Origin of the sequence: Segatella salivae DSM 15606, assembly GCF_000185845.1 — a bacterium.
Classification (GTDB): domain Bacteria; phylum Bacteroidota; class Bacteroidia; order Bacteroidales; family Bacteroidaceae; genus Prevotella; species Prevotella salivae.
Window position 1 is genome coordinate 1,991,703 of the sequence record NZ_GL629647.1, and the last position, 20,596, is coordinate 2,012,298.

Consider the following 20,596-nt stretch of genomic DNA (forward strand, 5'->3'; position numbering starts at 1 on the left):
TGGGGAACAACGCCGTAGGTGTTGCGCTTTTTCGGCGTTATCCGCCATAAAAGGTCTCATTATAAGCATGCCTTCACAGAAAAAGCTCAACACCGATGGCGTTGAATCTCCTTGCGAATGTTGACCCGGGGTAGGCTCGTCCCTCGTCAACCCCGGGCTATCAAAAGAACAACTCGTACCGAGTTGCGAGATGAAACAATTGTGGGCGTGACGTGGCTGATAATTAAAGATAAAATCGTTGACGCTATTTCATCGTATAAAATACGGCCAAACACACGACCATTTGATGCAGATTACCGTGTGAAATGACGTGTTTTATGGTATAAAATGACGCAAATCATATTATGAAATATGTGTTTCAACACCATGGGTGTTGCGCTTTCTTTCACTATTCAGCCGTTAAATTCGTTATTATATTTATGTGTTTTGCTAATAACCATCTGCAAAATACTTTGTTTTTCCCTTAATTTACTATGGTTTGAAAGCATGTTTTAGGCTCAAATGGAGAGGAGATGAGAGGCTGAAAGCTTAGCAGAGAGAAATTGTTATCACTAAAAGGATGAGCCAAAAGAGTAGACCAATGACCGCATTGAGAGCCCGATTGCTGAAATATTCGGGGTTACGTGGGAAGACATCTGTATCTATAACTTTGATATCTTCAGCGGAAACCATGTTTCGAATGGCCTCTTCGTGGGAACATCCTTCAGCTTTCAGTATTTCAAGAATATGCTGTTGATGCGCATTTAAGTGGGTAAGGGCCTTGCGATTGCGTTCATCTTGTTGATTTTTCCATGCGATAAAAGCCTCTCTGTAAGGCCTGTTCGCATGGTCGAGCAATGGGGCATTGACCATGAATGCATGGTAACTATACGGCTCATTCAATAGGAATCGGTGGACGAAATAGCGCCATGCGGCTCCTGTATGAATAGTAATCAGGCGGACGAAAAGCCATAAAATGGCTGAAAAAAGCATTGAAGTCATTTGCAGAAGAATGGATATCGATGAATGAAATGGCTTAGATGAAGTCGTTTCCCTTCTTGATTTGCACTTCGGCGACATACTTTCGGATGAGTGCCGAAGAGTCTTCTTTCTTGCAAATGAGCAGTACATTTCCCTCTTCTGCAACGATATAACCATCCAATCCACTGACAACAGCAAATCGATCTTTGGGGACTTTGATAATGTTATTATGCGAATTTTCTAAGTAAACGTCGGAGTTGATGACCACATTATCGTCATCTGCCTTCTGCATGGCTTCGTAAATGCCGTGCCAAGTGCCCATATCGGCCCAGCCAAAATCACATTTTTTCAAGTAAACATGGTCCGACTTTTCGAGTATACTATAATCAATTGAGACGTTAGGATAGGAGGGAAAGTTCTCTTTCATATAGGCGTCTTCGGCTGAGATGGTCCATTCGGGGTTATCTTTATCAAAGTTTCGCAGCACAGCCGGTAGGTGTTGACAAAGACTTTCCTTTAAGAATTTGACGTTAGAAAGGAAGATTCCCGTGTTCCAATACCATTCCCCACTCTCCATTAACATATGAGCAAACTCGCGTTCTGGCTTTTCTATAAACGATTTTACATTGAAAATGTCGTCTTGTCCGCTGTGTTCGCCGATTTGAACGTAGCCATATCCTGGTTCGGGTCGTGAGGGTTTAACACCCATAGTCAATAAACAGTCGTTGTTACGAACAAAAGACAAGGCCTCCAAGAGATCGTTTTTAAACACTTCTTCGTTAAGAACGGTCTGGTCAGATGGTGCAACAACCAAGCAAGCTTCAGGGTTAATGTGAGCAATTCTGTGGTTAGCCCATGCCACACTTGGTGCCGTATTGCGATAGATTGGCTCTGCCATGATGTGGTCATCAGATACATGTGGCAATTGCTGATGAACCAAATCAAGATAGGTTTCGTTGGTGTTGATGAAGATATTTGCTTGAGGAAGTATCCTTGAAAAGCGGTCGTAAGCTTGTTGAAGCTGTGTACGTCCTACGCCAAAAAAGTCAATGAATTGTTTCGGAAGATGCTCTCTACTGCATGGCCAGAGTCTACGTCCTTTACCACCTGCAAGAATAACACAGTAGAAGTCGGTTAAGGTATTGTGCATTGTCAGTTTCTTTATCTCCTACGAAGATATGAAATTAAAACAGAACGGCAAAGTCTTTTTACTTTTTTATGGATTCCTTACACAAAAAGAACACTTTTATGACCAAAATATTTGGTAGTTTCGAAATTATATGTACCTTTGCATCGTCTTATGAAATGGCCATGCCCAGATGGCGGAATCGGTAGACGCGCTGGTCTCAAACACCAGTGGAGCAATCCATCCCGGTTCGATCCCGGGTCTGGGTACTACAAATCCCTTGTAAATCGCTGATTTATAAGGGGTTTTACTTTTTCAATATGTACTAAAAGTGTATTTTGTAGCAGAACTATAAGAAACGTGTACTAAGACTGTATTCTACATAGTTTATTTAGATTTAATTAACGATAATCATTTCCTTTTATTCTGTTTCCTTCCAATTATTGCTATTATCTGCTGGTGATGTGTTACCTTTGCAAAGGTACTTACCTTATATTAAAAAATTATATGGAAGATAATAGACTTGAAATACAACTAACCAAGATACAAAGTTTCGTGGACCACTGCGTTATGCAAACTTTCAATATTCTCATTGGAAATGTCATGAGAAAAAAAGAATGTATAAGCTTAATACTTCTTAAAGAAATGTTGCAGAATGAGTTTTTGCAAATTACTGATAATCTATCCTCTATATACATGAAGTCCCCAGCCCTTTCGTGTGTAGAAGAATCTTATAAAGAAAATAATTTCTTATGGGATAGCACTTTCTATGATTCATTGAATAAAGAGCAAAAGGGAAAGTATTATAGCTTTGATTTGACTACGTTTGATTATAGTAAGTATGTTGAGAATCACACTTTGTACGATGAAGTCCTTCCGATGTTTTCATCGCTCATTGATGCAATTCTTTATGAACGTTATGCAAATTATCTAAAATATGAGATTGAAAAGATAGAAATAAGCGAAATCAAGAATTCTTTTCAACGCCATTCTACAATTGTCTATGATGATATCGATCCAAGCCAGCCAAAAGAAAAACCTGTGATTGTTGGCAATGAAATTAATCCTTTCAAATCTGATTTTTCGGAAGAACAGATTGAAATACTAACTGATTGCATCAATGATGTTAAACTTTTTACGACCAGTGTTTCACCAAAGATTACTAAAAATTTATTTGATTGTAATCTGAAAGGAGTACTAAAATCAAACAATAACCGACTACTTGCGTATCTCATGCAAAGTCTTAATCTTCGGGGATACGTTACTAATGAATGGCAGTCTACCATTGCACGCAGTAAACTCATATTGGGAAAAACCAAAGAAACACCATTAACACGAACTGACCTTTCCACTGCAACAGATCAAATCAACATGAAGCAGCCGAAAGGATGGAAAATCATAGATAAATACATCAAACAACTGAAAAAAGATTGAGCATAGGTTGATACGTCAAACATTGCTCAATGCCAGTTCCTTTTATCGTTTCTAATTTTGCCCTCGTTAACAGCAACGAGGGTGCGCACCCTCTATCGTTTTACCAAACAAATAAAAAATATGGAAAAGACCATAGAGGAACGAGTTTACGAACTCGAACAACTTCTCTTTATAAACAAAAATGTGCTTAGCTTTGATGAAGCAAGCAAGTTTCTCAATCTCTCAAAGAGTTATCTCTACAAGCTCACATCGGGCAATCTGATTCCTCATTATAAGCCACAAGGTAAGATGCTTTATTTTAAGAAAGCAGAACTCGAAGCATGGCTGCGTCAGAATCCTATCAAGACTTCTGCGCAAATAGCCCAAGAAGCACAGAGATATATTATGGGTAGCAAACCTTTAATGCAGAAGTAAGGCTATGGAAAACGAGAATTTTATTCGTGTTGGCACAACCTTGTATAAGATTGTGAACCAACCTCACATCAGTGGCGGTTTTGTCAAGAAGCGTATCGTATGGAACAACGAAACGCTACGGCAGGACTATGGAAAGGATTTCATTGCCACCGTCCCGAAGTACGATGGTTTCTGCACCGTTCCTAACCATGTGAACTATCAACCAGTGGTTGACAAGTTTCTGAATCTCTATGAGCCGATAGGACACCAACCAAAAGAAGGAGAGTTTCCGCACGTTGAATCCCTGATAAGGCATATCTTCGGGGAACAATACGAGTTGGGCATGGATTACTTGCAATTGCTCTATCTCCAACCCGTGCAGAAACTCCCCATCCTCCTGATGGTGCCAGATGAATACAAGATAGAGAAATAATACTCAGCTTGGTAAATTAAAGCTATTCCACTTCTTGTACATCATTCTCATGCATCTTCTTATTAGCCTTTATCAATTGATCTGAACTTATTCCGTCCACATTTTCCTTAGGTGTTCCAACTTCTTTATCGACGCTATTTACTTCCACCTCTTCGTCTCTATTGTCATCTGATGGTACAACATTCTCTTCTTCCTCTGTGTTCTCGTATTCCTCGGGTGTCGTTTTCTGCATTAAAACTGGTTGTTGTTCCTCGACTGTAGCGTCATCTTGATAATTACGCTTCTCATTCAGTTCAATCGCATCTTTCTTACTTTTCTCTTTCGATATATTGGGGACATATTTATGGATGCAATAAGCTAAGATAGCCCCCAAAATAAGAGCTCCTAAACAACCCAACTTACTCAAGATGTACACTATAACGTGCCCGACGGGACCGAGAATGGAATTGAGAGGTGGAGCAATCATGTATAAAAATACTTGAAACAATCCCCTTGGTCTCAGTCTGTTACCACATTCCGAACAGGTATTCGATTCCTCAATGTCATTAAAGCTGCCACATATAGGGCATTTTACAATTCTTCCCATATTATAAAATCAATGTTTATCGCTAATGTTGAATAGGGTTTGTATAACAATTCCTTATACTACTTTTCCTCTTCAGAATCATGGAATTTCTCAATATTTCCTATAGTTACCCGTCTATCTGAATCTAACTTGAGAGTCGCTTTTTTCATTATATTATAATCGTAGACGGTGTATATTTTCAAATCCTCTATCTGCTCTACAAACTTATATTTTAAGATAGGCATCCTAATTTCGCTGGAAATATCGGATAGGTAAAGAACCCAAAATGCGTGTGTTTCATTGCTTGTAAGCGATAAGCCAAGTCGCTCATTACAGTATTTTTCAACTTCACTCATAGGGTATCTTTCCTTGCCTCCCATATAGCTATGGAAATCGGCGATAAGTTCAGGATTATCTGCTGCTAAATAGCCATACCCTTTTTCTTTCATCTTTGCTAACACACTAGAAAAGACATAGCCACTTGTGTCTAAATACATTCCCGGGCGAGGATAATATTTATTGTAGCTTGTTATGTTATCGTATAAGCCTTTATGAAATAAAGCATAATCATAAGCCTCGTTGGCTTCTCTGTCAATAAAATAACGTATGCAAAATTCTTTTGCGCTTTCATCCGGTTCCATACTGTACTTGTGGTTCTCTACTGATCTAAGAAATTCTTCTGCAATAAAAGCGACAATCATAAACCCAAAGATGGAACCAACGATTATTCCAATCCATTTTAGAACCTGCTTTATCATAGTTCTTCTTTTTTCTTCCACAACTGTACCTCATTCATTCTCCCAAATACATTCTCCGATAAAGTCCGTCCATTCTTCTTTATCTTCAATCTATCCATGTAAGTAGATAAGAAACGGCCAATGACAGCATGTTCTTTGTGTATATCCGATGGAGTATCACGTAGAATGTCGTTTAGATAGGCTCCACCTTTTGTTGCCTTGAACTTTTGAATAAAATCATGAGAGCTGAACGAATTCTCCATCTTCTCAATAACTTCTTTCGCTTGTTGAACTGTAATCATTATTATTGTTTAGTTTGTTTTCGTCCTCCAGTCCCATAAGGGCGATTTATAAAAACGCAGAAGCGTGGAACTGACTATGTCCACATCTTCAGCCTGCGGTCCTGAGAAAACCTAACGAACGGATGTATCAATAGTAGCCCACGCTATAGCGTGAGAACCACTATGCTGTTCTTCGTTCGTTAATTGAAATTTCTCAGGTTTCAGGCCGAACAGATGCAAGCATAACGCTTCTTCTTTTCTAACGATGTCATGTGCCACTAAAAAGGACACGATGCAAAGATAATAAATTTATCTTAAAATGTTATTCAAAAGGTAAATTTTCAATATAATTACCCGAAAAAGATGACTATTTTATTCAGGTTTTGCAAGATAGCGAAATAATAGCTACCTTTGTATCTGTTAGAACGAACCTATACACGCATTAAAACATAAACATTATGACCTTGGAAGAATACAACCAATTGGATGCCGACTTTGCCCATTGCAGTGGCGAACATTGTAAACAAGCAAACGAATGTCTGCGCCACACCGCTCACACTATGCTTACGAACAACACACAAAATTGGTATATGATAACCAATCCTAACGTAATAAAAACCAACGGAACTTGCCCACTCTTTATGCTCGACTATAAAGAACGCTACGCATGGGGCATTTCTCGCATCTACGACAATGTGCGCACTGCCGACCTGCGAAAGGTTCGGTTGAGCGTTATGCAATGTTTCGGTTCTGCCACTTATTATCATGTTAAGGAGCAACTTCGCGCCATTACTGAGGAAGAGCAACAGAACATTCGCAATGCCTTCATCATAAACGGATACGACGGCAAAAGCATCGAGTTCGACTGCTATGAAGAACATTATCCTACACTCATGCGCATGAAGCACTACAAGTAGGCCTCACCCCAGTCTCTCCCTTATGCCTCTTCCTTCATTCATATAAGCCATACAGTATTGTTTATATAAGTCTTTCCATATTATACATGTTTGTATAACTAATTATACAGACGTGTAAAACTAATTATACAGATTTGTATAGTGAATTATACAAACGTGTATAATTCTACTGATATTGGCTGCGGAGAACATAGTATATAGTATATGGACTGTTGTATATAAACATATTGATGAAGACAGTTGAAGGCATGAGTTACTCGTGAATATTTGGAGAGGATAGGAATAAAAGATACGCAGTACATTATCGGTCGCCACTTTGACAAAGAGCACCCTCATGTGCATATAGCTTTCAACCGAATAGACAATAACGGTAAGACGATTTCTGACCGTAACGACAGGTTCAGAAGTGAGAAGATTTGCAAAGAATTGACCGCCAAATATGGTTTATACTTTGCTGGTGGCAAGGAGAAGGTCAAGGAACATCGCTTGAAAGAACCTGACAAGACCAAGTATGAAATCTATCAGGCGTTGAAAGCAGAAACAGCTCGGTGTAGGAATTGGAAAGACCTTCTTATCCACTTGAAAAAACAAGATATTGATGTCCGCTTTAAGTATAAAGGTAACTCACAGGAAATGCAGGGTATCATCTTTGAAAAGAACGGCTATTGTTTCAATGGCTCTAAGGTGGATAGGAATTTCAGCTATTCTAAAATAGACTTTGCTCTGCAACAGAATAACAGGGAACATGAACAGCAGACACAAGGAATGATAAACCTCATATCCAATGTTGCAAGTGTTACGAGCGAAATTACCAACAACCTCATAGAAGGAGGATTGGATTTGTTTCAAACTCATGGTACTGTTCCTGCGGAAGTTTACAACACACTTGACAAAAAGAAGAAAAAGAAAAAACGTAAAATCCATTTATAACTATGGCTGACAATAATACATTTGTCCTCTTTGAGGAAATCAAGAACAAACTGGAGATAATTTACAGGGAGCTAAAGAAGTTGAAAGAAAAGGAGAATAGTTCTGTTTCCCTCCCTGTTCAATCTACACCAGCACAAACTGATGAGCAGAAAGAACAGGAATTGCTCAATCAGTATGAACAGCGAACAAAAGAATTGATTAACAAGTATATTGGTGTGCAAGTGCGCATCAAGGATGAGGAGGCTAAATCCATAGACAAATTGGTGGCAAGTGTCTTGACCATGTTGCACGAGTGGCAGGAACAGAAAGAGCATCCGCAACCGCAGGAACATATTCACAGGCACAGCTTTGACATCAAATCCTCGAAAGTTTTTACTTATATGGTAGCAGTATCTGTCCTTTGTTTTGTTTCTTTGGTCGGCAATTACTTCTTGTGGCAAAGTAAACAGCAATACAAGGATGATGCCTTGAAATTCCGTATCATCAGAGTATGGAGAGGTTGCAGCCCAAAGGAAATCCTGTGGCTTAATGATGTGTTTGACATTCATCGAAATGAGAACATAATCAGAAATATCAAGAAGGAAGCTGATGGCTACGACTTGGAATTGAAGCAGAAGGCAGATAGCTTGATGCAAAAGAAATTGAAATAATCCTATATGAAGCAAGCCCAACCTAAGTTCTCGTTTGGTTGGGCTTGTGCGCTGCATATTAGTCTATGATTTCCCAAAAGCCGCCTTTATTGGGACCGACACGGCGAAGGTATTTATCACGCATAGCTTCTATGTTACGAGATATAGAATTTTCACTGATTCCCACATGTTTGGAAAGTTCCGATTTAGAAATATATGGATTCTCTATTATTAGCTTGATGATAGAAATACGATTTTCTGTTAATTTTTCATTGAGAGCCACCGCTTTTTCTATCACCTTCTCTATCACCTCTTGATGAGTTTTTATCACCTTTTCTGTCACATTAACATCCTTTTCTATCACCCTTTCTGTCACCTTCGGCACTGTAATCTTCAGAATGAAATCATCAAGATGGAAAGATAAATGTGGTGTACCATTAGCTTCCAACTCCCTGCATACACGATCCACACCCTCTCCAAACTCTTTTACATAGTCGTATGCTTTTAAGAATTGAGCAATTTTCGGATTGCGAGAGAAATGTGTATGACGAATGTTAGAGGACTTAACCATTCCGGGCAATCTGCCCGGCGACTCAAAAATCAAGCGATTATCAAACATCTTAATTTGGATTTCCGTACCCTTGATATTGTAGGCACGGTGGCAACAAGCATTAACTACCATCTCTTGTATCACAAACTTTGGGTAATCTCTATGGGTTACGAATTGTCCATGTTGCCCAAGGAACGTATGCTCCTCTACTTGGGTTTCAAGATAAGCTATCGTTGCTTTCACCTGATCAAGTATAGTTCCTTCAAAGGTTACGTCCTTAATCACGTTCATTTCTGCACCTACTCTCTCTTCTGTACCTTTATAACGGATAAAGCGAGTGCGCCCACGAGGAAAGAACTTTTGAGGATATTTACCAAACAACAGAATACAAGCCACACTAACTTGCTCCTCTCCCTTTGCATTGGTTGTTATGAAGCTATTATTCTCATGTAGATATTGCTTGGCCGACTTGGTATAACCAATCAATTCTGTATATCTTTCGACAGCAGCCATATCAATGTCATCAACCGTAGCATCATACACTGCTGTATCTTCGTAATAGTGCTCTCCCTTATCGTACATCAACTGTATGCGCTCTTCAAAAGACAGTTTTCTGCTTTTATCTCCAACACGTATAAAAGCTTCATCTGCCTGATTAGCATGTAACTCGGAACTTGCAGGTATATACATTAACAATATATGATTGTCATTTCCATCTTTATCAGTACAAGGGACCAAATCGGTGGTAATGGATATAGAAGAATTACAGAAATCTAAAGGAACACGCAGCAGTTCATTCAGTTTTTCAGAATGTTGATCTACACCCTCTATCTTCTAATTGTTATCAGAGACACCAATAACTATCGTTCCATCATCGGCATTTGCAAATGCCACGATGGTAATAGCCAATGCTTTCGGTTCAATTTGAATGCTCTTGCAGTTAAACGTCAGATCTTTTGTACGGCTCTGTATTTTTTCTATTGTCATACCTTTTTTACAGGAATAGCTTTTTTCATATTTTACAAAAAAACTATTATTTAGTACATCACTCTTCAACGTCAGTATTATTTGCTTCTAAACGTACCAAACTATTTTCTATTTCAGTAACTATATCATTTACATCATTTATATTGGATGCGCTAAAACTTTTTTCGCGATAATCGGCAAATACACAAAGAACTCCTATCATTAAAGAGGAGATAATAATACATATTAATGTGGGGGATACCCATGTAGAATTACTATCTATAGGGAGGGTAAGCAAAGATAAAAATGCAGAACCAGCAATACCAAACAGCGTAAACCCTACATTCATCCACCAATCAGTTTTACTCTTAGAACATTTAATTTTTCTTTTTAATCGTGTCCAATCTGTTTTACTCACTCCAATATAGTCTGGCTGTTTTGCAAGCACTAAATTAGAATTTCGACTTATAGTAAAAGATGCCTTATCTTCCATTATTTTCGGTATTTATGTCTTGATTTTGTTCTTGTTTAGGATCTATTATGCCTATCTGTATTGCATTAAAAAATAAAGTGTGAGCACACTGACTGCATGTGATTGTTACATAAGGTACTAAGGCAGAGTTTCCGCCTATTATTAAATTTCCATGCTGAAATTCCCTAGACTCTGTAACAATATTGTTGATAGTCCAGTGCCTATTTCCACAAACTGGACATATAATACCATTGGAAGACACTTTATTTAATTGGTCAATAACATTTTTAATTTGGTCGTCTGTGAGATGCATTTTTATTGTTTTGATTAATCTTTTTGTTATATGCTCTGCAAAGGTAAAAATTAATATATTACAAAACAAATATATTACAAAAATACTGTGGTTACAACTTCAATGCTGGTAAACTATTTATCGCATCCTCTTTTAATTTATCCACAGCACGTGTATATTTCTCGGTATGCTTCAATCCGCTATGTCCCAATAGGCTGGCGACAGTTTTGATGTTAGCCCCATTATTGAGGATGTTCACTGCAAAACTGTGGCGAGCACAATGCCAACTAATGTGTTTATTGATACCTGCACGTTTTACCCATCGTTTAACAGATTTGCTGCAACTCTCATATGAAGGTAGGTTGAAGATAGAGGAACTTAAATCCTCAGGAGCTTCACCAATTAAAGAAAGTAAGCCCTCATTGAGAGGAATAATAACACCACTATGTGCAGAATGTCCTTTGGTCTTATTCTGTTCAAACTTCAGCAGGTGATTGGTATAATCTACATTCTTATAGGTAAGGTCTTTTACATCACAGAAGCGCAGGCCGCAATAGAGACAGAGAATAAAAGCACGTCTAACATTAGGATTCTCATTCTCATAATGACATTGAATCAATGCCTGTATTTCGTCCATAGAGAGTACATCTTTGCGCAACACTTGGTCATCTACCTTGCACACAACACCCTTGCAGGGATCTTTCTGCATCACTTCATGGTCTATGGCATAGCGCACAACCTTCTTGAAACGTTGGTAGATACTCTTTGCTCCTTCACCAACACTTCGTGATTGTAGATATTCAACGAAATGTTCCATCATATCTTTGGTTATCAAGTCGGGTTTAATGCTAAACTCATAGAGTGGGTATTGCTCTTTAAGAAAATCCTTAAAACGATTCAAGGCAATCTTAACCATTCGCAGGTCTTTCTTCGTATAACTGTCTATGTACGCCTGATAATAGTCTAAGAAGTTGACATTTCTGTCTTTCTTCAGGCGATAACCAAGCATACTCTCCTTAAACTGTTGTTCACGCTCCGCATGGATTTTGGCAGCCAATTCAAGAGTTTCTTTGTTCTGTTGCCGTTCCACAGGGGTGCGAGGCTTGGCTATCAAGTACAACTGCAAGTTTTCTTTTCTTCTGTTATGCTTGATGTGTACTTTGGGTTTGCCTGCCATCTTTCCTGTTTCATACAAAACAAGATTACCATTTTTATCCAATCCAGGCGTTTCTTCTCTACCAAGATAATACTCCAGATAAAGACTTATCCGACCATCAGAAAGCGTATTTTGCTCCAATTTCGGGTTTTCCTTTGCCATGTTTTCTAACTTTGCCATAATTGATAGTTATCATCCGCAAAGTAGTATATATCATTTTGTGTTGCAAACAGCGTCACTTTGCGCGATAAACAGCGTCATTTCATGGCATAAAATACGGCGAATCACAAGATAAATTGACGCAATTCATTTTGCTCTTTATTATCAACGACGTTGCCCATCCTAATGACTCCTCAAACTATCCTCCTCATTCTTCACACTCATTTCTTACGGATAGTTTCAGAAAGGCAAGGAGTTTAGAACGCTGTTAGAAATGTTTTTCACGACTATTCAGAGGGTATTAAAGGCGGTTGGGCTATCCTTTAATTTAACTTTAGAATGATTTAATTCTTTTTTTACAAATAAAACACGTACCTTTGCACATCATAGATTTAGCTACCTTATAACAAATCAAGCATCTAAAGCATTAAACCTAAATACAAAAGTGAAACAGAATTATATCCTTAGGATGTCGTTGCTTGGTGTGTTTTGCGCCGCAACATCTTTAATGTGGGCAGAACCTGTGGGACAGAATGCAGCGAAATTGATTGCATCGAAGTATCTTTCAAATCCTGAATTGCAGTCGACCACAGCCTTAACACGTGCAACAGGGGCTGAAAAGCAGCCTGCTTATTATCTCTTTACAAATGCAAACGACAACCGATTTGTTGTTGTTTCAGGAGAAAGTAAACTCAATGAAGTGGTTGGTTATGGCACTTTGAATTCAAAGAATGCCCGCCAACCTATCCCCAAAGAATTCAAAGCAATGCTTCAACACTATGAAAACGTGGTGTTGGCTGTACGTGCTGGGGAGGTCACGGTGCCCTCGGTGAAACTTCCTAAGAAGCGAGAGGTGTTGCCGTTACTTACGTGTCATTGGGAGCAGAGCTATCCGTTTAATCAGTATACGCCTAAACAGGATGGGGTAAATACGCCAACAGGCTGTGTTGCTACAGCCACGGCACAACTCTTATACCATCATAAGTGGCCGAAAGAACGCCCATCTTCTTATGTTAATCCAGAGGGTTCGGAGGCGCAAAGGAGTGCCGATTATCTATGGAAAGACATGCGAGACCGAGCAAGTGAAATGGATACAAGAGGAGGAGACGCTGTAGGTGTGCTGATGAGAGACGTTGGCAAGGCTGTTCATATGACTTATTTTAAGTTGGGAAGTAGCTCAAATCTACACTATGCTATGGAGGCTTTGCGCTATAAATTTGGGTATTCTGTGCGCCATGTATATAAAGATTATATGCTGGCGAGCACCTTTCATGAAATACTTCTCAATGAACTTGCCGATGGATATCCTGTACTTGTTTGTGGAGGTTCACACGTTTTTGTCTTCGATGGATATGATAGACGTGGCTATGTACATGCTAATTGGGGCTGGGGTGGTGCGTTTGATGGCTATTTTGACCTTAATACTATCTACCTTAATGTTAGTGGTTTTGGATTAAGAGAAGGCAAGTTCTATGAAGAAATAGAAGTTGTTTTTGCACATCCAAAGGATGGTCAGCATAAAGAATTTGCCGAAACACGAGGACTTGAAACGCGAAGTATGCACGCTTTTACTATCGAAGAACAAGATGTTGAGCGTGGAACGGTGTTGAATGCAAAGATAGAAAAGTTGGGCAGCAATAGCCCAATTAATGGCAGTCTTGGGCGTTTTACGGGAAAGGTTGGGCTTGGTCTCTATAATAATAAAGGTGAACAAGTGAAGCTTTTCAGTTCTTCTCAAAAAGAAACCAGTTTTAGTAGTATCTTCACTACTACCATGGTAGATTTCAATAACCTTGATTTTGCAGGACTTCCCAATGGAACTTATACGCTTAAACCGCTATCAAATGAGCTTATAGAGCAGCCTTCTACCTACTTAGGATGGCAGCCAATAGCTTATGCTAACACGCAAACCGTAGAGCTAACAGACAATAGAGTCCTCGTGAAAGATATTGCAGCACGCGTTCCTCTCTCTTTAGTTGGTCAACCAAATCAGCTTGCTCCCTTGTATGAGGGTAGCGGAGACCAAGGAGTTTTAGGTTTAGTTGTCCGCAATGATGGCTGGGAAGAGGTGCGCGGAAACCTCATTGTAGAGTTTGAAGGCAAAGAGAATGGCATTAAATACACTGTTCCTAACTCAGAGTTTGTATGTGCTCAGCGTCTCGAAACGACTGCGATGCGGGCCCCAGTATTAACATCTTATGCTACAAATGGCGTCAGTAATGCTCTTCTTGCAGGCCGTTATGTAGTGCACTTCTTTATTAATGTTGATAAAGGAGACAAGACTTTTGAGAAGATTCCCATTACAACGAACTCACCGATAGAGGTTAATGTGCTGCCGAATACAGCTCCCTTTAAACTCAGTATCAATGGAATTGATTTCCTTTCTGATGGAAAGAAGACCGAATTACAAGTGTTTGACCCGCAAAAAACAACAAAGTTGGGACTGATGGTAATGGCAGAATTGCGTGGCAGTACAGGCTATTCAGGTCCACTTTATTATCGTGTGATGGACCTTTCTGAGGGGCAATATGTTGATGTTGGTTCTAAATCTTATGTTTCTTTCCCTCGTTTTAGCTACATAAACCCAAAGACAACGCTCGTTGAATTCCCACTCAATCGTTTGAAACTAAACCATACTTATGAGATACATGTAGAGATAATGAAAGATGGACAACGTGTAGATGTGTGGAATAATGTAACTCCTCGTGTGCAGTTTGCTGTTGCCTCGTCTGCCGATGCGGTTGTTTCGGTGACGGAAACAAACTCAAAAGTCCCTGTGATTTATAATCTTCAAGGCATTCGTATAGCCACTCCTATCGACCAATTGCCTAAGGGAATCTATATAATTAACGGAAAGAAAGTAAAGAAATAAAAGGGTTTGCCTCGCCGAATCCCGGCACTTCTCTTTATCATTCATTTCAACTCACGCTCTTTTTTATATCATTATAACAGCTCTATAAACAAATAAGATGAGAAAAATTCTGCTATTCCTCTGCCTGTTACCTGTGTGTTTAGGAAGCTATGCGCAAGGAAGATTACCCAAAATAACACTTAAAGACATTGAAGGTAGAACCATACAGACGGATACTTTATCTAATAATGGGAAACCTTTTATGATTGCTTTCTTTGCAACTTGGTGCAAACCTTGCAATCGTGAGCTTAAAACCATAGACGAACTCTACGATGAATGGCGGCAAGAAACAGGTGTAAGAATCATAGCTGTTGCCGTAGATGAGGGGCAGAATATTAATAAAGTAAAGCCTTTAGTAGACCAAAACGGGTGGCGCTATGACGTATTGCTTGACCCAAACAGCGAATTACGGCAAGCATTAAACATTCAGATGATTCCCTATACCATATTGTTTGATGGCCAGGGAAACATCGTTTATAAACACAATGGGTATACAGATGGCGCGGAAATAGAGCTTTATGAGAAGATTAAAGCCGTCGGAAGCAGATAGGATTATGAAGAGATGGACGATGATAATGCTGCTCATTGGCGCAGCAAATATATCACTTTGTGCACAGGAGCAGCCTGATAAATTACATCTTTCGGGTAGTTTTCAGAGCGATATCCTGCTTCCTGAAAGAGACAAATCAACGGGAGCAGACGCTCTTGACGGGCATTTCTTGACGAATACTTATCTGAATTTAAAGGCCACAAGCCGCTATGTAGAGGCTGGAACAAGGCTGGAATACCTGCAACATCCACTTCCTGGATTTGAGAAAGACTTCAAAGGGTGGGGTCTTCCATATCTTTATGTGAAAGGAAACTATAAGAATGTCGAACTAACCTTAGGTGATTTCTATGAGCAATTTGGCTCGGGTTTCATCCTTCGCACTTATGAAGAACGAAGTCTCGGCATTGATAACTCACTGCAAGGACTACGATTTTCTGTTCGTCCTTGGGCTGGTTTAGCGGTGAAAATGCTTGCAGGACGCCAGCGAAGATATTGGAAACACAACAACAGTTGGCTGACAGGAGGTGACATTGAGTGGAATATTGACGAGTGGTTTAAAGGACTTCAGCAGCATAATACCTATGTAACGCTCGGCTTTTCCTACGTTAATAAATATGAGAAAGAGGATATTGTCATGACGGATCCAACCCATCGACTACGTCTTCCTCGCTATGTTAATGCGTATGATGTTCGCTTTCATCTGCAACATCGCTCGTTTAATGTGCTTGCAGAGATAGCAATGAAGACACAAGATCCTTCAAAAGACAACGGCTATATTTACAGAAATGGTTATGTTTCAATGCTTTCTTGTTCATATTCTAAGCGTGGTAAGAGCCTACTTCTACAAGCAAAGAGGAGCACAAATATGGCATTTCGCAGTAATAGAGGAATGGAAGGAGCGTCTTCTTTCATTAATCATATGCCGGCTTTCACTATAGAACACACCTATACTTTGGCTGCACTTTATCCCTATGCCACACGTCCTGAGGGAGAGTGGGCTTATCAAGCAGCAGGCGCTTACACCTTTCCGAAAGGCTCAAGTCTTGGGGGAAGATATGGAACTACAATCAAATTGAACTTCTCACACATTCATTCCGTGCGCAAGAACAATGTAGGTGGAAGCGGAACTGACGGATATGGGAGTCCGTTTTGGGCGTGGGGACCTTCTACTTACTATCAAGATGTCGATGTGCAGTTAGAGAAGCGCCTTGGAAAAGATACAAAACTCAACGTCATGCTTATGAATCAGCGATACAATCAAACCTTACTTGAAGGACATGGAGGCATGTTAAACTCACAAATCTTTGTCGCTGAGGTGAAACAAAAGCTATCAACGACGACGATACTACGCGTAGAAGGTCAGTATCTTTCATCGAAAAATGGCGATAAAGACTGGGCTTTTGGCTTGGCAGAATTGTCACTTGCTCCGCACTGGATGGTCACATTAAGTGATCTCTACAATCTCGGCAGCACCCATATACACTACTATCAAGGCTTTGTTACATACAATAGGGGAGCACACAGATTGCAAATGGGCTACGGACGCACGCGTGCCGGCTTTAACTGTTCAGGCGGAGTGTGTCGCTATATCCCTGCAACCAAAGGGCTTACGCTATCTTATAACTATAACTTCTGATTGAAATGAAAACTTTATATGTACTTCTCTTGGCTGGCATTACACTGCTAATGGGCTGCGACTCGATTGATTCCGACCATCGTTTCATTGAAGTTCCTGCCGCAACTATACAGCGTAATGTGCTCATTGAAGACTTTACAGGGCAGCGTTGCATTTATTGTCCTCAGGCAACTGAGGCAATTTCGCAGCTACAAGCTACCTATGGAGCCGATAAATTGATAGCCGTTGCTATCCATGCAGGTCCACTTGCCCTCCAAACGACACCTAACTTTGTTGGATTACGCACGGAAGTAGGAGATACTTACTATCAACATTGGGCTATTCCCAATGTTCCCAAAGCCATTTTCGACCGCCGTGGTGGCGCACTTCCTAAAGAAGCGTGGCCAGGACAAGTCTATGAAGAGTTTAACCGGACTACAACGGTGGGCATAGAACTTAAATGTCAATACACCACTACAAACCAACGGGTAGAGATAGAGACGGATTTGAAGACCTTAACCAATGATATACATGGCCTACTTCAACTCTGGCTTGTAGAAGACGGCATAGTAGCGCCACAGCTTTTCCCCAACAACAAGCTTGACAAGAACTACATACACAACCATGTTTTGCGTGCTGCTATTAACGGAAATTGGGGTAAAGCACTCACGCTTTCCGCCAAACAGGCTCATAAAGAGCTAACAACTTATACACTTCCTCAGGGCATCAAGCCTGATAAAGCATGGATAGTGGCTTTCTTCTACAATGAAAGTGGGGTGTTACAAGTCACCCAGCACAAGATAACCCAACCATAATTAAATCAGAAACTCTAAAAAATAAGGCATGAGATTAAGATTACTTAGTTTATTAAGTCTGTTCATCTGCATCATCGTTGGTGCAAAGGCACAGTCTACAACAAATGAAGTTGTTTTTGTTAATGACAAAGATGAAACGATAACCCCTCATTTTACTCTTGTTCAAGACAAAGTAGAAAGTGCTCTCTTTGACCAAGAAAAGAAACAAATGGCTATGAGATTGTTCATTTCTAATAAGTCAAATAAGGCGCAGAATGTGAAACTTTCCTACACCATTACTAACATGGAAGAAGGTAATCTAACGGTATGTACATTGGGAGATTGCACTTCTCAGCAGACAACGGGTGTCTACCAATTGGGACCTTCGACGCTCAATGCCTCACAAAAAGAGGAACTTTCTATTGAACATATCTTCACTTCGAAGGGTAAATGCAAAGTAACCCTGCAACTTTTCATCAGTGAAGTGCAAGCAAACGGAGTGATTACAGAGAAAGAAGGGCCTCAAATCACAGTCGACTTTGTTCCAGGTGACGCTGGCATTACAGCCTTATCACTGCAGGAAGGAAGCACATTTGATGTTTTCAACACTAAGGGTATGTTGCTTTATAAACAGCTCACCACGCTGACAAAACTACCTAAGGGCGTTTATATTATTAAGTACAAAGGGAAGAAAGGCAAGCTGTTCACTCGCAAATATATTGCATCCTAAGCCATTATTCCCCAAATAACATCTTCTAAGATATGACAAAACGTTTTTATATTCAGCTGCTTGCACTCATCACCCTCTTTTGTTATCCGAGCAACATCAGTGCAGATGATTATAGCTTAGCCCCCTCCACAGGACGGAAAGTCTATGTGCCTATCGGCGCAGAGAGTGCAAAAGGTCAACTATTGGTTACCAATTACGGCAGGACTCCGGTTCAAAATTTCACTTATAAGCTTTCGTTTCAGGGCACAGTTCTATATGAAAAGAAATATGTTATGAAAGAACCTTTAAGGCGAATGGACGTGGGCACCATTGCAATAGACGTGCCGCCAGACACTAAATTGTCGAAAACAGAATTGCAGATTGAAATTACCAAGGTTAATGGTGAAGCCAACACAGCCACTTTTCCCTATGCAAACCTGCCGAGAATCACCGTTACGCAAGTGGCCCATCGACGCATTGTGGTCGAAGAATACACGGGAATGTGGTGCCAATACTGCCCACGTGGCATCGCACTTATGAAGAATTTAGAACGGAATTACCCTGAAAACTTCATCGGAATTGCCATTCATAGCGGTGATCCGCTTACCTGTTCAGACTATGCTTGGAATGCCGCTGCAATCCAAAAATACCCTACTCTCCAAATGAATAGAAGCCGTTTGTTGCCTTATTTCACTGCCGTCACCGAGTTTGAAGAGGAAATGGCTATGGGAGCTGACATGGATGTTGACGTAACTGCACAGTGGGATAAGGCTAAAGAGAATGTCACCATTATCCCTCGCGTTACCTTTCGTACCACACCTCAAGGCAAACCATACGCCATTGCCTATGTACTGACAGAAGACGGAAAGGCAAACACGGCATGGGTACAAAATAATCACTATTCGGGAGATACTGGATTACTCGGTATTTCCACTGAACTTGATCAGTTTATCAATTCTCCAAGAGTGCTAAGGGGCTATCCCAACGACTTCACTGCAGTCGCAGCAAGGGGTGTTTACAATCCAGGCGAAGAATATTTAATAAAGAATCCGATAGAGATTGATAAGCCACAAAGCTTCAATCAAGTGTTCAATGTGTCTCAAATCAGGTTGCTTCACGACAAAACGAAGCTGAAAGTATGCGTGCTATTGATAAATACGGCGAATGGACAGATTGAAAATGCAGCCAAATGTAGCATCACCGATGCCGCCCCTGCAGGCATATCTCCCGTGAAAGAAGGGCAAAATACAGCCGTTGAAGTAGCGCGTTACACCCTCGATGGCCGCCGTTTACATGGTCCACAGCGAGGAATTAACCTCGTGAAATATAGTAATGGCCGTGTGTGTAAAGAGGTTGTATCACACTGATAGCGGCAAAGCGGAACAAAAACAAACCTCCATGGGCCCTATCATCGACCGACAATAGCACACACCATCCGTTCGTTTGCAGAATGCATGCAATTTGTTCTCGCCACATGTGCCATTACATTGTGGCGTGAAATGACGCAAATCATCGCGTAATTCGCGTCATTTCATGCGGTAAAATACGGCAAATCACACGATGATTTGCCGTATTTTATTTTACCTTTTATTATCAATCACGTTAACACCCCTAATTAACCCATTTGCCATTACAAATATTCTAATACACAACGCTGTAAGCGTTGTACTTCTGATAGCCCAGGGTTGACAAGCGAAAGCGAAGTCTACCCTGGGTCATTTGCCGTGCGTGGCAACAACGCTGTAGGCGTTGTACCTTTTATTTTTTGGTGTTTTATTACGGCATTCCACGCAGAAAACGTACAACACCTACGGCGTTGACCTCCTCATTACACGTATAACCCAGGGTAGGCTGACGCCAACCCTGGGCTATCAAAGGTACAACGCCTACAGCGTTGAACTAAAATGGTGTTATAATCTGCGTCATTTTACGCGGTAATTTGCGTCAAATAGTCGCATGATTTGCCGTGTTTTACACGATGAAATGACGCAAACCATTTTACGCTTCATTATCAACG

General features: G+C 40.3%; 17 protein-coding genes, 1 tRNA gene and 3 pseudogenes. 13 read left to right on the forward strand and 8 right to left on the reverse strand.

What is annotated here, in order from left to right:
- Positions 1–528: 528 nt before the first annotated feature.
- Both HMPREF9420_RS08005 and HMPREF9420_RS08010 read right to left on the reverse strand, forming a co-directional pair.
- Positions 529–981: a hypothetical protein gene (locus HMPREF9420_RS08005; protein WP_147625649.1), complete on the reverse strand. Its 453-nt coding sequence runs from the start codon at positions 979–981 to the stop codon at positions 529–531.
- Between the two features lie 34 nt (positions 982–1,015).
- On the reverse strand, positions 1,016–2,110 hold the full coding sequence (locus tag HMPREF9420_RS08010; protein ID WP_007135080.1) for a mannose-1-phosphate guanylyltransferase: 1,095 nt from the start codon (positions 2,108–2,110) through the stop codon (positions 1,016–1,018).
- A 163-nt stretch (positions 2,111–2,273) separates the two neighbouring features.
- Here HMPREF9420_RS08010 and HMPREF9420_RS08015 point away from each other — a divergent pair.
- The 4 genes and pseudogenes from HMPREF9420_RS08015 to HMPREF9420_RS08030 all read left to right on the forward strand — a co-directional run.
- Positions 2,274–2,355, forward strand: a tRNA-Leu gene (locus HMPREF9420_RS08015).
- Positions 2,356–2,593: 238 nt separating this feature from the next.
- Entirely contained in the window at positions 2,594–3,520 is a 927-nt protein-coding gene (locus tag HMPREF9420_RS08020) for a hypothetical protein (protein WP_007135082.1), read from the forward strand.
- Between the two features lie 120 nt (positions 3,521–3,640).
- The gene (locus HMPREF9420_RS08025) at positions 3,641–3,934 is read left to right on the forward strand and encodes a helix-turn-helix domain-containing protein (protein WP_044079183.1); all 294 of its coding nucleotides are present in this window, start codon (positions 3,641–3,643) and stop codon (positions 3,932–3,934) included.
- A 4-nt stretch (positions 3,935–3,938) separates the two neighbouring features.
- Positions 3,939–4,328 (forward strand): annotated as a pseudogene (locus HMPREF9420_RS08030) (hypothetical protein); the annotation flags it as partial.
- A 40-nt stretch (positions 4,329–4,368) separates the two neighbouring features.
- Here HMPREF9420_RS08030 and HMPREF9420_RS08035 read toward each other — a convergent pair.
- The 3 genes from HMPREF9420_RS08035 to HMPREF9420_RS08045 all read right to left on the reverse strand — a co-directional run bounded on the left by HMPREF9420_RS08035 (position 4,369) and on the right by HMPREF9420_RS08045 (position 5,950).
- Positions 4,369–4,812 (reverse strand): hypothetical protein, encoded by a 444-nt coding sequence (locus tag HMPREF9420_RS08035; RefSeq protein WP_007135085.1) that lies wholly within the window; start codon positions 4,810–4,812, stop codon positions 4,369–4,371.
- Positions 4,813–4,991: 179 nt separating this feature from the next.
- Positions 4,992–5,669, reverse strand: a complete 678-nt coding sequence (locus tag HMPREF9420_RS08040; RefSeq protein ID WP_007135086.1) for a hypothetical protein — start codon at positions 5,667–5,669, stop codon at positions 4,992–4,994.
- The gene (locus HMPREF9420_RS08045) at positions 5,666–5,950 is read right to left on the reverse strand and encodes a hypothetical protein (protein WP_006044052.1); all 285 of its coding nucleotides are present in this window, start codon (positions 5,948–5,950) and stop codon (positions 5,666–5,668) included. The genes HMPREF9420_RS08040 and HMPREF9420_RS08045 overlap by 4 nt, the downstream gene beginning before the upstream one ends.
- A 437-nt stretch (positions 5,951–6,387) precedes the next feature.
- On the opposite strand from HMPREF9420_RS08045, the gene HMPREF9420_RS08050 reads away from it, so the two are divergent.
- The 3 genes and pseudogenes from HMPREF9420_RS08050 to HMPREF9420_RS08060 all read left to right on the forward strand — a co-directional run bounded on the left by HMPREF9420_RS08050 (position 6,388) and on the right by HMPREF9420_RS08060 (position 8,426).
- On the forward strand, positions 6,388–6,846 hold the full coding sequence (locus HMPREF9420_RS08050; RefSeq protein WP_007135087.1) for a DUF6078 family protein: 459 nt from the start codon (positions 6,388–6,390) through the stop codon (positions 6,844–6,846).
- 258 nt (positions 6,847–7,104) lie between these two features.
- Positions 7,105–7,776, forward strand: a pseudogene (locus HMPREF9420_RS08055) (relaxase/mobilization nuclease domain-containing protein); the annotation flags it as partial.
- A gap of 2 nt (positions 7,777–7,778) precedes the next feature.
- On the forward strand, positions 7,779–8,426 hold the full coding sequence (locus tag HMPREF9420_RS08060; protein ID WP_007135089.1) for a hypothetical protein: 648 nt from the start codon (positions 7,779–7,781) through the stop codon (positions 8,424–8,426).
- A 58-nt stretch (positions 8,427–8,484) separates the two neighbouring features.
- On the opposite strand, the pseudogene HMPREF9420_RS08065 reads toward HMPREF9420_RS08060, so the two are convergent.
- From HMPREF9420_RS08065 to HMPREF9420_RS08080, 3 genes and pseudogenes are all read right to left on the reverse strand, one after another.
- Positions 8,485–9,942, reverse strand: a pseudogene (locus HMPREF9420_RS08065) (RNA-binding domain-containing protein).
- Positions 9,943–10,000: 58 nt separating this feature from the next.
- On the reverse strand, positions 10,001–10,414 hold the full coding sequence (locus HMPREF9420_RS08070) for a hypothetical protein (protein WP_007135092.1): 414 nt from the start codon (positions 10,412–10,414) through the stop codon (positions 10,001–10,003).
- Positions 10,415–10,797: 383 nt separating this feature from the next.
- The gene (locus HMPREF9420_RS08080; RefSeq protein WP_007135094.1) at positions 10,798–12,021 is read right to left on the reverse strand and encodes a site-specific integrase; all 1,224 of its coding nucleotides are present in this window, start codon (positions 12,019–12,021) and stop codon (positions 10,798–10,800) included.
- Positions 12,022–12,445: 424 nt separating this feature from the next.
- On the opposite strand from HMPREF9420_RS08080, the gene HMPREF9420_RS08085 reads away from it, so the two are divergent.
- From HMPREF9420_RS08085 to HMPREF9420_RS08110, 6 genes are all read left to right on the forward strand, one after another.
- Positions 12,446–14,872, forward strand: a complete 2,427-nt coding sequence (locus HMPREF9420_RS08085) for a C10 family peptidase (RefSeq protein WP_044078854.1) — start codon at positions 12,446–12,448, stop codon at positions 14,870–14,872.
- Between the two features lie 97 nt (positions 14,873–14,969).
- On the forward strand, positions 14,970–15,461 hold the full coding sequence (locus HMPREF9420_RS08090) for a TlpA family protein disulfide reductase (RefSeq protein ID WP_007135097.1): 492 nt from the start codon (positions 14,970–14,972) through the stop codon (positions 15,459–15,461).
- Between the two features lie 4 nt (positions 15,462–15,465).
- Positions 15,466–17,097 carry a DUF6029 family protein gene (locus HMPREF9420_RS08095; protein ID WP_007135098.1) on the forward strand — a complete coding sequence of 544 codons (1,632 nt, stop codon included), beginning with the start codon at positions 15,466–15,468 and terminating at the stop codon, positions 17,095–17,097.
- A 5-nt stretch (positions 17,098–17,102) separates the two neighbouring features.
- The gene (locus HMPREF9420_RS08100) at positions 17,103–17,891 is read left to right on the forward strand and encodes an Omp28 family outer membrane lipoprotein (protein ID WP_007135099.1); all 789 of its coding nucleotides are present in this window, start codon (positions 17,103–17,105) and stop codon (positions 17,889–17,891) included.
- A 28-nt stretch (positions 17,892–17,919) separates the two neighbouring features.
- Positions 17,920–18,600 (forward strand): hypothetical protein, encoded by a 681-nt coding sequence (locus tag HMPREF9420_RS08105; protein WP_007135100.1) that lies wholly within the window; start codon positions 17,920–17,922, stop codon positions 18,598–18,600.
- Between the two features lie 32 nt (positions 18,601–18,632).
- On the forward strand, positions 18,633–19,946 hold the full coding sequence (locus HMPREF9420_RS08110; RefSeq protein ID WP_007135101.1) for a hypothetical protein: 1,314 nt from the start codon (positions 18,633–18,635) through the stop codon (positions 19,944–19,946).
- Positions 19,947–20,596: the final 650 nt, after the last annotated feature.

Bases quoted from the DNA above. Each gene is read 5' to 3' on its own strand.
- HMPREF9420_RS08100 (WP_007135099.1), top strand. From the start codon at position 17,103: ATGAAAACTTTATATGTACTTCTCTTGGCTGGCATTACACTGCTAATG.
- HMPREF9420_RS08070 (WP_007135092.1), bottom strand. From the start codon at position 10,414: ATGGAAGATAAGGCATCTTTTACTATAAGTCGAAATTCTAATTTAGTG.
- HMPREF9420_RS08060 (WP_007135089.1), top strand. From the start codon at position 7,779: ATGGCTGACAATAATACATTTGTCCTCTTTGAGGAAATCAAGAACAAA.
- HMPREF9420_RS08105 (WP_007135100.1), top strand. From the start codon at position 17,920: ATGAGATTAAGATTACTTAGTTTATTAAGTCTGTTCATCTGCATCATC.
- HMPREF9420_RS08050 (WP_007135087.1), top strand. From the start codon at position 6,388: ATGACCTTGGAAGAATACAACCAATTGGATGCCGACTTTGCCCATTGC.
- HMPREF9420_RS08005 (WP_147625649.1), bottom strand. From the start codon at position 981: ATGACTTCAATGCTTTTTTCAGCCATTTTATGGCTTTTCGTCCGCCTG.
- HMPREF9420_RS08040 (WP_007135086.1), bottom strand. From the start codon at position 5,669: ATGATAAAGCAGGTTCTAAAATGGATTGGAATAATCGTTGGTTCCATC.
- HMPREF9420_RS08090 (WP_007135097.1), top strand. From the start codon at position 14,970: ATGAGAAAAATTCTGCTATTCCTCTGCCTGTTACCTGTGTGTTTAGGA.
- HMPREF9420_RS08035 (WP_007135085.1), bottom strand. From the start codon at position 4,812: ATGATTGCTCCACCTCTCAATTCCATTCTCGGTCCCGTCGGGCACGTT.
- HMPREF9420_RS08045 (WP_006044052.1), bottom strand. From the start codon at position 5,950: ATGATTACAGTTCAACAAGCGAAAGAAGTTATTGAGAAGATGGAGAAT.
- HMPREF9420_RS08110 (WP_007135101.1), top strand. From the start codon at position 18,633: ATGACAAAACGTTTTTATATTCAGCTGCTTGCACTCATCACCCTCTTT.
- HMPREF9420_RS08025 (WP_044079183.1), top strand. From the start codon at position 3,641: ATGGAAAAGACCATAGAGGAACGAGTTTACGAACTCGAACAACTTCTC.
- HMPREF9420_RS08020 (WP_007135082.1), top strand. From the start codon at position 2,594: ATGGAAGATAATAGACTTGAAATACAACTAACCAAGATACAAAGTTTC.
- HMPREF9420_RS08010 (WP_007135080.1), bottom strand. From the start codon at position 2,110: ATGCACAATACCTTAACCGACTTCTACTGTGTTATTCTTGCAGGTGGT.
- HMPREF9420_RS08080 (WP_007135094.1), bottom strand. From the start codon at position 12,021: ATGGCAAAGTTAGAAAACATGGCAAAGGAAAACCCGAAATTGGAGCAA.
- HMPREF9420_RS08095 (WP_007135098.1), top strand. From the start codon at position 15,466: ATGAAGAGATGGACGATGATAATGCTGCTCATTGGCGCAGCAAATATA.